Here is a 12,509-nt window from a genome sequence, read left to right on the forward strand (position 1 = left end):
TCAAAGATAAAAATTAAAAGAAATCTACAAAATAATCAATAACTTTCCGCTAACAATAATGCATTATATGCATTTACAACCCCTCCCGAGATGCTTAAGCTGGAGAATGGAACTTTCTGCTCTTCGCCACCTACTTCTACTAGAACTTCTTTTTCAAAGGGAATAACACTTTTCAGTATAATATCTTTGACCTGCGGAGCGGTTAATTTGGGATAATACGACCTGATAAGTGCTGCTAGACCAGACACTACCGGCGCGGCCATACTGGTTCCGCTTTCTATCTGGTAAGCAGACCCTGGGACTGTACTATAAATGGATTCGCCCGGTGCAAAAACATCTACTATTGTTTGTCCGTAATTAGAAAACGATGCTTTTAAAGTACTGTCGGCTTTGTAAGTAGATGCACCTACTTCTATCCAGGCACTTGCTAATTCACCGTTTAAGAATTTTTTACTGGGATAAGCTGTTTCTTTTTCTAAGTCTAAATTCTCATTACCCGCAGCATGTACTAATAATACGTCTTTAGAGAGTGCATATCTTACCGCCTCGTCTACCACTTTTTTATCTGGTGAAAATGATTTCCCAAAACTCATGTTAATCACTTTAGCTCCCATATCCGTAGCATAGCGAATGGCATTTGCTACATCTTTATCTCGCTCATCTCCATTGGGCACACATCTTACGGGTATAATTTCTACCTGATCGGCTATTCCGTCTATTCCTTTTTTGTTATCCCTTACTGCTCCAATTATTCCGGCTACATGGGTTCCATGTAATGCATCTGGTCCTATAACGTTATTATTTCCATAATGCTTTTCATGGGGATTATTTTCATCATCTCCTAAAATTTTTCTGGTATTGTATCCTGGGTTTAATCTGTATCCTATTTCTTCAAGGTAATAATCTATGGTTTTATTAAAGAGTTTATCATAAACTTGTTTCAAACTTTGAGTTTTTAGTTCTTCAGCTATTACGCTAATAAAATAATCCTCTCCATCGTTCTGACCTTTAAGTGCTTTAAAATCTCTTGATTTTGGATTATTCTTTCCTGTTACGGTTACCAATGAATCAACCAAATTCTTAACATGAGAAATACCGGCTAATTCTTTTATGGCTTCTTTTTGTTTTTCTTCAAGATTTGCTTTTAGTTTTTGATATTCTCTGAAATCTTCTTTTGATTTAGTTACTCGCCTGGCCGAATCTGGTCCACTAAAAAACTGCTCATACTTTCTCACCAACCGGGTTAGTTCTATATTTTCCTGATCTATGTCTCCCAGAAAATTCCATCCGTTCAGATCATCTATATAACCATTATGGTCATCATCTATACCATTGGGCTGCTCTATAGGATTACGCCATATAATTGCAGATAAATCTTCATGTTGAGTATCAATTCCACTATCTAAAACTGCAACTTTAATTTTTGTTGCTGTTTTTCCTTTTAATAATTCTTTATATGCTTTGTCTGTACTTATACCAAAGACTCCGTCTTTATGCAAATCTAAATGCTGCCAGTTTAATGGTTGCGCATATGTGGCAGACATTACCACAAAACAGAGTAGAGCTAAAACAACACTAGCTTTTAGTAATTTATTTTGTATCTTAACCATATAAGATGGATATCCTTCCTTTTCCTCTTAACGTTATTTATCCTATAAAAGATTCCAAATATCTCATTTTACATGGGTTTCACGCTATCCTAATATTATTTTAACTATATTTTAACTTTTATTCTATCGAAAACAACTATGTTATCAATAAAATCTATACAAAAAACAAAACCACTACCTGTTCTTATTTACCAAACAGAAAGATATACAAAAGCTGTATAGCTGTTTCGGTAAAATAAACAAGCAGTGGTTATAAACCTTAAAGTTTTTTTTATTTATTTAAAATGGAATAATAAACATCATTCCATCTTAGCTCATTTTCAAATTGCTCCAGATTAGTATTCGCCCCTATCACTACATACTCTATACCCGCAATATCTGCAAAATCTTTAAAGTATTGAATTGAAAGATTTTGACTAAATACAGTGTGATGTGCTCCTCCTGCATAAATCCAGGCTGTACAAGCGGTCCTCATATCTGGTAACGGTTTCCAAAGTACCCTTGCTACCGGAAGTTCAGGTAATACCTCTGTTGTTTCTACGGCTTCAACTTCGTTAACTACTAACCTGAACCTATCCCCCATATCTACCAGAGATGCATTTAACGCAGGGCCTTTTGCTACATTAAACACCAAACGGGCGGGATCTTCTTTACCTCCAATACCTAACGGATGTACTTCTAATGATGGCTTCTCTTTTGCCAGAGAGGAATCTACTTCCAACATGTGCGACCCTAAAACCATTGAATTTTCGGGATCAAAATGATAAGTATAATCTTCCATAAATGCATTTCCGCCAGGCAAGCCCGCCCCCATCACTTTTGCTGCTCTTACTAGAGCAGCTGTCTTCCAATCACCTTCTCCGGCATAACCAAAGCCTTGTTGCATTAACCTTTGCGAAGCGATTCCAGGCAATTGTACCATCCCATGTAAATCTTCGAAAGTATTGGAATAGCCTTTAAATCCACCATCAACCAAAAACTTTTTCAGTCCCAGCTCTATCTTTGCAGCATCTCTTAAACTTGATCTTCTGCTTCCCCCTTCTTTAAGCTCTTCGGTTAATGTATAACTATTTTCATATTCTACTAATAGCGTATCAATCGCGCTTTCCTCGATTTTATCGATAACTTCTACCAAGTCACCCACAGCATAAGTATTTACAGCATATCCAAATTTTAATTCGGCCTCTACTTTATCTCCATCTGTCACAGCAACAAAACGCATATTATCTCCAAAACGGGCAAATTTGGCTCCCTGCCAATCGTACCAAGCCGCAGCAGCTCTGGACCAAATAGCGATGTCTTTTATTACATTGGTTTCCTGCCAAAAACCTGTTACTACTTTTCTTTTTTTCCGCATTCTGGAAACCATAAAACCGAACTCTCTATCGCCATGAGCGCTTTGGTTTAAGTTCATGAAATCCATATCTATTGTCTGCCATGGAATATCTCTGTTAAATTGGGTATGGAGATGCAAAAGTGGCTTTTTTAAAATATCTAATCCTCTAATCCACATTTTCGCAGGCGAAAAAGTATGCATCCAGGTAATTACGCCTATACAGTTTTTGGCAACATTGGCCTCACTTAAAGTTTCGTATATTTCTTCTGATGTTTTGACTATTGGCTTGTAAACAACTTTAACGGGGATTTCCTCGTTCTGATTGTAAAAACCAGCTATTTGTTGCGCATGTTCCGCTACTTGTTTTAATGTTTCGGGACCATATAAATGTTGGCTTCCTGTGATAAACCAAACTTCAAAATTATTTAGATTAATCATATTATGATACTTAAAATTATTATTGTCCGTAATAAGAATTTGCTCCGTGTTTTCTTTGCCAGTGCTTATCTATCAAAGATTTTTTTAATCGCCCGACTTCTGGACTAATTTGCTCGGTTATAAATGCCAGTTCGGCTACATATTCCAGTAAAGCACTATTGAATACTGCTTTCTCTCCTGTTTTCCCCCATGAAAACGGACCATGACTACCTACCAATATCATTTCTACTTCCTCGTACTTAAGGCGATGTTCTTTAAAATGATTTAATACCTGAAAGCCTGTTTCGTACTCGTAATTACCGGTAATTTTATCATCTGCCATTGGTGATGCACAAGGAATATCCGTAGTCAGATAGTCGGCATGGGTTGTTCCATAAATAGGGATGTCTCTTAGTGTTTGTGCCCATGAAGTGGCAAATTTAGAATGGGTATGCACTACTGCTCCTATATTTTCCCAATACTTGTATAATACTGCATGGGTTTTAGTATCTGAAGATGGTCTTAAATCTCCTTCTATAACATTAGCTTCAAAATCAACAATTACCATATTCTCTGGCGAAAGTTTATCATAAGCCAAACCACTTGGTTTTATTGCAAAAACACCTTTATCTCTATCCGCTACACTTACATTCCCAAAGGTGGAGAATACCAGCCCCAACGCAGGCAGTTGCATATTGCTTTCATAAGCCTGCTCTCTTATAGTTTTATATTTATTCATTTGGATAATTATTTAAGATTGCTTTCCACAAACGCGCCTATTTTCAGATAGTGCTGGTAACGATTATTATAAATAGCTACCCTTTCCGGATTAGGAAAATACTCGGCATCGAAGCCTTGCCCCATTGCCTCCATAGCTGTTTCTACATTAGGATATAATCCGGCTACAGTTGCCGCAAACATGGCCGCTCCTATAGCACAGGTTTGTTCTGATTTATGAATTTTAATGGGCATATTGATTACATCTGCCATCATCTGCATAATAAAAGGTGATTTTTTGGCAACACCGCCTAAACCTATAAGGCCTTTTACCTGAATGCCTTCCTGGACAAAACGTTCGACAATAGTACGCGCTCCAAAACAGGTGGATTCTACTATTGCTCTAAAAATATTTACAGCATCGGTACCAAGACTTAATCCAAAGAATGCTCCGGTAAGTGCCTGATTGGCATCAGGTGTTCTTCGTCCGTTAAACCATTCCACAGCATATTCTGCTTCGTGTTCTGGATTTATTTTTGCGGCTTGTTTTGATAATTCAGAAATAATCTGATTTTCTATTTCGCTCAATGCTTCTTCATTTATCTGTTCTGTCTTTAAGTTTTTTAAAGGCCACAACAACAGATTTTTAAACCAGGCATAAGCATCTCCAAAAGCGGACTGTCCGGCCTCCATTCCAATCATACCCGGAATAATAGAACCATTAACCTGTCCACATATTCCTCTTACCAAAATGTTTTCAACTTCATCTATGGGTGCAACCAACATATCACAGGTAGATGTCCCCATTACTTTACTTAAATAATAAGGCTCTATCTGCCCGCCTACTGCTCCCATGTGACAGTCAAAAGCCCCTACACCAATTTTTACATCTGCCGGAATTCCTAAACGCTGAGCCCACTCAGGACTAATAGTACCCGCAGCTTCTGCGGATGTGTAAGCTGTACCAAATAACCTTGAAACAAATTCGTCTAATAATGGATCAAGTTGAGAGAAAAACTTCTGTGGCGGCAAACCATCAAACTCTGGAGCATACAATGCTTTATGTCCCGCAGCACACACACTTCTTTTAATATTATCGGCGCTGTTACCTCCTGTTAATAGAAAAGGTATCCAATCGCAATGCTCTATAAAAGAATATATCTCTTTTTGTATGTTAGCATCTTCTCTTAATACATGAAGCAATTTTGCCCAATACCACTCTGAGGAATAAATTCCTCCTACATATTTCAGGTAATTAATATCGAATTTTTCTGCATGCGCATTTATTTCCTCTGCCTCTTTTATAGAGGTATGATCTTTCCATAAAATAAACATCGCATTTGGATTCTCTTCAAAACCTGGCTTAAGAGCCAGCGGAGTTCCATTTTCATCTACTGCTACCGGGGTTGAACCAGTAGTATCCACAGATATTGCCTTTATCTGTGATGCAATATTAGCTCCTGCTTTTGCTATACAATCTTTTATGGTTGCTTCCAATCCTTCAACATAGTCCAGGGGATGTTGCCGAAATCTACTTTCGGACGGATTGCAATACAGCCCTTGTTTCCATCGAGGATAATAAAATACAGAAGAGACAACCTCTTGTCCATTAGCTGCATTTACAAGAACAGAACGCACAGAGTCTGTTCCATAATCAATACCTATTACAAACATGTCAAATTAACACTTAATTTATAATGTCAAATTAACACTTAATTTTATTGGATAAAAAATTTTGAGCTATATTTTTTGTTTTGAAAAAAACAAAAGTGGGTTGATAATCATCAGAAGGACTTCTAAAAAGCTTGAATTAGAAACTAGAAAAATAAAGGTGTATTCAGTATGTAAACAAATAAAAAAATTACATAACCCATGTTTTTATAATAAATTACATTTACAGCTGTACATAGCGCATAAAACGTGTTAAAGTATGTTAAATATAGCTTTTAAAAAAAATCGGCTTCTTAGCTTAGATACTTTATTGGAAGAATGAGAAAAATAGAAATTGACTTATATTATATATTAAATTATCTTTGCAAGATGTTAAAGAGTAAAGTTTTAAGATTTCTAGGCTTTGTACTGCTAATTGCCCTGACTACAACGGGCTGTAAAAGCAAGTTTGAAAAGCTCAGAGAAAGTTCTGACGTTGCCAGAAAGTACCAGGAAGCCATTAAGCTTTACAATAAGAAAGACTACTCTAAGGCTCTTACATTATTTGATGACCTTGTGCAACGTTACAGGGGAAGATCGGAAGCAGAAGATCTTTACTACTATTACGCTTATACAAACTATAAATTAAAGGACTATATTTCTGCAAGATATCACTTTAAAAGCTTTGCAGATACTTACCCTAGCAGTCCTAAAGCAGAGGAATGCAGATTTATGACAGCGTATTGTCTTTATTTAGATTCTCCTAATTACTCATTAGATCAGGACAACACTTATAAAGCCATTGAAGCTTTTCAATTATTTATTAACCTTTATCCTCAAAGTGAGCGTGTTGCCGAGTCTAGTAAGCTAATAGAGTCTTTAAGAGATAAGTTAGAAACAAAGTCTTATGCTAATGCCAAGTTATTTTTAGACATAGGAGATTATCAGGCGGCAGTAATAGCATTCAGGAATTCTATGAAAGATTTTCCAGATACTAAGTATGCTGAAGAGATGGAATATCTGATTATTGAGGCGCAGTATTTATACGCAAAAAACAGTAGAGAGATTAAACAAGAAGATAGATATACTGAGGCAATCGAAGAATATGAAAGATTTGCTGAGAAATACCCCACTAGCAAATATCTGAAAGACGCAACTAAGCTTAAAGAAAACAGCGTAGCGGGTATAGAGTTATCTAAAAAAATATTGGCAAGTTATACAGAAAGTAAAAAGGCAGCAAAAAATGAGCAACAACAATAAACCTACAGGAGCAAATACTACTGTAACCAGAGATTTAAGACAATTAGATGCTAACACAGACAACATCTATGAGTCTTTAGTTATTATCAGTAAAAGAGCAAATCAGATTGCTTCTAACCTGAAAGAAGAACTTCATGCTAAATTAGCAGAGTTTGCCAGCAGCAACGATAATTTAGAGGAAGTATTCGAGAACAGAGAGCAAATTGAAATCTCTAAGCATTACGAAAGAATGCCTAAAGCGAGCTTAATTGCTATTGACGAATTTATCCACGATAAAGTATATCACAGAAATCCGTCTAAAGAGAAGAAAAACTTCTAATAACAGTACATATTAGCCATATTAAATATTTAAAAGGGCTGTATCAAAAGTAATTTGTCATTCCGAGCGAAGTCGAGGAATCTCTTTCAGCAGTACTTAGGAAAGAGATTCCTCCTCCTGAAGTCGTTGAAATGACATTTTTTTATTAATGATACAGCCCCTATATTTTTTATAGGAATTAGATTTTTCATACTTTTAAACTTTAATCACAAAATGCTTAAAGGAAAGAACATTCTATTGGGAGTTTGTGGCAGTATTGCCAGTTACAAATCGGCAGAACTGGTTAGACTACTGGTAAAATCGGGGGCTAACGTGAAAGTTGTACTTACAGAAGATGCTTCTTCCTTTATTACTCCGCTCACATTCTCTACCCTATCTAAAAATCCGGTTTATAGCTCTTATTATAAAAAAGATACTGGCGAATGGAATAATCATGTGGAATTGGCTTTATGGGCAGATCTTTTTGTTATTGCTCCCATAACGGCTAATACTATAGCCAAACTGGCTAATGGTCTTTGCGACAATCTTCTCTCTGCTATTTACCTTTCTGCCAAATGTCCGGTATATTTTGCTCCGGCTATGGATTTAGATATGTGGAAACATCCATCTACACAGGCCAATATTAAAAAACTACAACAGTTTGGAAATCTCATGATATCTCCGGGAAAAGGTGAGTTGGCCAGTGGGTTGTTTGGTGAAGGTAGAATGGCCGAACCGGAAGAAATTACTGAAGTATTGATCAAATATTTTTTCAGGAACTTATCTTTGGCCGGAAAGAAAGTAATGGTTACTGCCGGGCCTACTTATGAGGCTATAGATCCTGTCAGATTTATTGGAAATCATTCTTCCGGAAAAATGGGATTATCCATTGCTTATGAGTGCGCTACCAGAGGCGCTCAGGTTATATTAATTTGTGGCCCCACCAATCTGCAAAAAGAGCATCCCAGTATTAAACGGATAAACATTGTATCGGCCAAACAGATGTTTGAGACTGTGAATGAGTATTTTGATGAAACCGACATCTGTATTTTAAGTGCTGCCGTAGCAGATTATACACCTGATACTGTGGCTGAAAATAAAATTAAAAAACAGGACAGCACATTTAACCTGTCTCTCCAAAAAACAAAAGATATTGCTGCAGATTTAGGAGCGCGTAAAGACAATAAGATTTTAATTGGTTTTGCTTTAGAAACGGAAAACGAAATATCAAATGCAATCAGTAAATTAGAAAGAAAAAATCTCGATTTTATTGTACTCAATTCTTTAAATGATGATGGTGCTGGTTTTAAAACAGACAGTAATAAAATCACCATTATCAAACGAAATAAAGAACAAATAGATTATACACTAAAATCAAAAGAGGAAGTTGCCGAGGATATTGTAAACGAAATAGAAAAATTAACAGGGAGCCGTTAGTGATTAAAATTTTATTTTTATCAGACCAATAAATGTAAATTTTAATCATGATAAATGCCATCTGGCCGGTGGAAAACAAAAATTATTTACAAATGAAATATTATATTGCTTTTGCTATCAGCCTTTTCATTATTAATGCAACCTATGCGCAGGATCTGAATGCGCGGGTACAAGTTCTGGCTCCGCAAATACAAACCACCAATAAAAGACCACTTGAAGCATTAGAACGTTCAATGACCGAGTTTCTGAACAACAGAAAATGGTCTAATGATCAGATTAAACCAAATGAACGTATAGATTGCTCATTTGTACTGAACATTAAGGAATGGGACGGTTCAAGTTCTTTTAAAGCAGAGGTACAGATTATAAGTACCAGACCTGTATTCAACTCTTCCTATAATTCGACTTCACTAAGCATCAGTGACAAAAACTTTGATTTTAATTTTTCTGAAGGGCAACCTTTTGATTATTCAGATCAAAGCTATATCAACAATATTACCTCTTTACTGGCTTTTTATGCCTATATTATTGTAGGTCTGGACTATGACAGTTTTAGCAAAATGGGCGGTTCTGCATACTATGCCAAGGCGCAGACTGCACTTAACAATGCACAAAGTGCGGGTTTTAGCGGCTGGCAGGCTCACGAAAATCTCAAAAACAGATATTGGCTTATAGAAAACCTGCAAAGTAAAAGCTTTGCTCCTCTTCGTGAGTTTATTTACGGCTACCACAGAGATGGTTTGGATATTATGGCCGAAAATCAGAGCAAAGCAAGAAAAAACATACTGGCCATACTACCTAAACTTTCTGAAATTGACAGACAGAAGCAAGGTGCTATTTTAAACCAAACATTCTTTACGGCTAAAGCCGATGAATTAACCAACGTATTTGCTAAAGCAGACCCGACGGACAGAATGAAGGTATACAATTTACTAACAGAAATTGACCCTTCGAATATTAGAAAATACGAAGCACTAAAATCAAAATAAATTCTTTTTTATATTGAACCAACTTTTCTGAGATGCTAAACAGACTCTATATCAAAAATTATGCTTTAATAGATTCTTTAGATATTTCTTTTGACAGCGGACTAAATATTCTGACTGGTGAAACGGGAGCCGGAAAATCTATCATACTAGGTGCATTAGGACTTATTTTAGGACAGAGAGCTGAAAGTAAATATTTTTTCAATCAACAGAAAAAATGCATTATAGAGGGCTTTTTCAAAATAGAAGGATATCAACTGGATTATTTTTTTGCCGAAAATGATCTGGACATAGAACCTGAAACTGTACTCAGAAGAGAGATAGCTTCCGATGGCAGATCCAGAGCTTTTATTAATGATACACCGGTTAATTTAGCTACGTTAAAACAGCTGGGTGAACAGCTTATTGACATCCACTCGCAACACGCTACTTTAGCTATAGGCAACCAAAACTTCCAGCTGTTAGTTGCTGATGTGGTTGCAGAGAATGAAACTTTACTGAAAGGATATAAATCAAAGTTCAGGGACATTAGAAAAAAACAGGCTGAACTGAAAACCCTGATAGAAAACAGCGACCGTTTAAAAGCTGACCTTGATTATTTCCAGTTTCAGTTTGATGAACTGGAACAGGCCCAACTGCTAGAAGATGAACAGGAAAAACTGGAAAACGAATTAAACGCACTTACTCACGCCGAGGAAATAAAAACCAACCTGATTTATGCGCTGCAACTTATTGCCGAACAGGAAGGTAATGCCATAGCAATACTGAAAGATGCATCCAACAAATTGCAGGTACTGGAACAATACCAGCCCGAAATTGAGGAATTAAATAATCGTCTAAAAAGTACATGGATAGAAATTAAAGATATATCTTCTGAAATTGGTCATCTGGAACAGTCTACCACTTTCAATGAAGAAAGGGCTCTGGAAATTAACGATAGACTTGCCCTGATATACAACCTGCAAAAGAAACACCGGGTACAGAACAATTCAGAACTGTTAACCATACAAAAAGAGTTAGCACAGAAACTCCAAAATGCACTATTTACCGATGAAGATATAGAGCAATTACAGCAACAGATTTCAGTAGAGAAAACAGAGATATTGAAGCTGGCATCCGAAATTTCGGAAAGGCGCCGACAAGCAATCCCGCAAATAGAAAATCACGTAGTAGATGTACTTGCTGAGATAGGTATGCCTAACTCTCAGTTAAAGATAGAACAGCATTCAAAATCAGATGGTTCGTTTGACAGCGATGGTATAGATAGTATTAAATTTATGTTCACAGCCAACAAAGGCCATCAACTAAATGAGTTAAACAAAGTAGCCTCTGGCGGTGAGCTTTCACGTCTTATGCTTAGCATTAAATCATTAATTGCAGCAAAAACTTCGTTACCTACTATTATTTTTGATGAGATTGACACAGGTGTTTCCGGTGAAGTAGCCCACAAAGTAGGAACGATAATGGAAAAACTGGCTAAAAACATGCAGGTTATTACCATTACGCACCTTCCGCAAATGGCTAGTAAGGGCGAATCGCATTTCTACGTTTATAAAGAGGTTGATAACGATCTAACTTATTCTAAAATCAAAAAATTAACAGCAGAAGAGCGTGTTATAGAAATAGCCAAGATGCTGAGTGGCGATTCGTTAAAAGACTCGGCCATTAGCAATGCCCGGGAACTGCTTAAAAACCAGGCATTGTAACATTTAAATACAAAGAGTACTTTTAATACTTTAACTTCGTTTATGAACCATAAGGAAACTGTCTAAACAACACCCTGAACGTAAAGTAAACAATAATGGCAAAAACAAAATATTATTTTAACTCTCAAACTTTAAAATACGAAAAGGTAAAACTGAGTTTGAAAGTTAAAATCCTAAAAGCCATCGGCTTTATTTCCACAGCAATGGTATTCTCTTTTGTTATCATTGCTATGGCTTACGCTTTTCTGGATTCTCCAAAAGAAAAACAACTTAAAAGAGAAATTGATCAATTGAGCCTTCAATATGATATTTTACAAGGTCGTATGAAGAAAATAGACCAGGTTGTTCAAACACTGGAAGACCGGGACGATAATATTTACAGGGTTATTTTTGAAGCAGAACCTATCTCTAAAGATATTAGAAATGCTGGTTTTGGTGGAATAAACAGATACAAAAATCTTGAAAATTACGACTATGGAAATCTGATGATAGAAACCACAAAAAAGATGGATATACTATCTAAACAGTTGTACGTACAATCTAAATCTTACGACGAACTTTCTAAACTGGTAAAATCTAAAGAGAAAATGATGGCTTCTATCCCTGCCATACAGCCTATCGACAGTCGGAAACTTAAAAGCGCAATCTCTGGATTCGGCTATCGCATACATCCTATTTATAAAATAAAGAAAATGCATGCCGGGATAGATCTTTCGGCTCCTATTGGAACTCCTATTTATGCTACAGGAGATGGCGTGGTGGTTTCACAAGGTACAGAACGGGGTTACGGAAACCAAATAATCATTAATCACGGCTACGGATATTCTACCAAATATGCTCACATGAGCCGTTTCAAGGCGCGGCGAGGTCAAAAAGTTAACCGGGGAGACATTATTGGCTATGTAGGTAACACAGGTGCCTCTACAGGTCCTCACCTGCATTATGAAGTATATAAAAACGGGAAAGTAGTAAATCCGATGAACTTCTTCTTTAACGACCTTAGCCCTGTAGAATATCAGGAAATGCTTGAATTAGCTTCTACAGAAAATCAGTCTTTCGACTAAAACATCTTTTTTTTCGTAAATTTGGCTT

The 12,509-nt window shown here is 36.5% G+C and carries 10 protein-coding genes; 6 read left to right on the forward strand and 4 right to left on the reverse strand.

The window, feature by feature from the left end:
* Positions 1-35: 35 nt before the first annotated feature.
* The 4 genes from ACFSAH_RS09005 to ACFSAH_RS09020 all read right to left on the reverse strand — a co-directional run bounded on the left by ACFSAH_RS09005 (position 36) and on the right by ACFSAH_RS09020 (position 5,754).
* Positions 36-1,610, reverse strand: a complete 1,575-nt coding sequence (locus tag ACFSAH_RS09005) for a S8 family peptidase (RefSeq protein WP_379662391.1) — start codon at positions 1,608-1,610, stop codon at positions 36-38.
* A 271-nt stretch (positions 1,611-1,881) separates the two neighbouring features.
* A complete protein-coding gene (gene araA, locus ACFSAH_RS09010; RefSeq protein ID WP_379662392.1) occupies positions 1,882-3,384 on the reverse strand; it encodes an L-arabinose isomerase in 1,503 nt (500 codons plus the stop codon).
* A gap of 19 nt (positions 3,385-3,403) precedes the next feature.
* Entirely contained in the window at positions 3,404-4,102 is a 699-nt protein-coding gene (gene araD, locus ACFSAH_RS09015; protein WP_379662393.1) for an L-ribulose-5-phosphate 4-epimerase AraD, read from the reverse strand.
* Positions 4,103-4,110: 8 nt separating this feature from the next.
* Positions 4,111-5,754: a ribulokinase gene (locus ACFSAH_RS09020; protein WP_379662394.1), complete on the reverse strand. Its 1,644-nt coding sequence runs from the start codon at positions 5,752-5,754 to the stop codon at positions 4,111-4,113.
* Between the two features lie 366 nt (positions 5,755-6,120).
* Here ACFSAH_RS09020 and ACFSAH_RS09025 point away from each other — a divergent pair, with 366 nt between their 5' ends.
* The 6 genes from ACFSAH_RS09025 (at position 6,121) to ACFSAH_RS09050 (ending at position 12,481) form a co-directional block, all read left to right on the forward strand.
* Entirely contained in the window at positions 6,121-6,990 is an 870-nt protein-coding gene (locus ACFSAH_RS09025) for an outer membrane protein assembly factor BamD (protein WP_379662395.1), read from the forward strand.
* On the forward strand, positions 6,974-7,309 hold the full coding sequence (locus tag ACFSAH_RS09030) for a DNA-directed RNA polymerase subunit omega (RefSeq protein ID WP_379662396.1): 336 nt from the start codon (positions 6,974-6,976) through the stop codon (positions 7,307-7,309). Before ACFSAH_RS09025 ends, ACFSAH_RS09030 begins: the two co-directional genes overlap by 17 nt.
* Before the next feature lie 213 nt (positions 7,310-7,522).
* The gene (gene coaBC / locus ACFSAH_RS09035; RefSeq protein WP_379662397.1) at positions 7,523-8,725 is read left to right on the forward strand and encodes a bifunctional phosphopantothenoylcysteine decarboxylase/phosphopantothenate--cysteine ligase CoaBC; all 1,203 of its coding nucleotides are present in this window, start codon (positions 7,523-7,525) and stop codon (positions 8,723-8,725) included.
* A gap of 92 nt (positions 8,726-8,817) precedes the next feature.
* Positions 8,818-9,714, forward strand: a complete 897-nt coding sequence (gene porD / locus ACFSAH_RS09040; protein ID WP_379662398.1) for a type IX secretion system protein PorD — start codon at positions 8,818-8,820, stop codon at positions 9,712-9,714.
* A gap of 32 nt (positions 9,715-9,746) precedes the next feature.
* Positions 9,747-11,417, forward strand: coding sequence for a DNA repair protein RecN (recN, locus tag ACFSAH_RS09045; RefSeq protein WP_379662399.1), 1,671 nt, complete (start codon positions 9,747-9,749; stop codon positions 11,415-11,417).
* A 95-nt stretch (positions 11,418-11,512) separates the two neighbouring features.
* The gene (locus ACFSAH_RS09050; RefSeq protein ID WP_379662400.1) at positions 11,513-12,481 is read left to right on the forward strand and encodes a M23 family metallopeptidase; all 969 of its coding nucleotides are present in this window, start codon (positions 11,513-11,515) and stop codon (positions 12,479-12,481) included.
* The last annotated feature ends 28 nt before the right edge of the window (positions 12,482-12,509 follow it).

Source organism: Pseudopedobacter beijingensis, assembly GCF_042678145.1.
Lineage (GTDB): Bacteria > Bacteroidota > Bacteroidia > Sphingobacteriales > Sphingobacteriaceae > Pseudopedobacter > Pseudopedobacter beijingensis.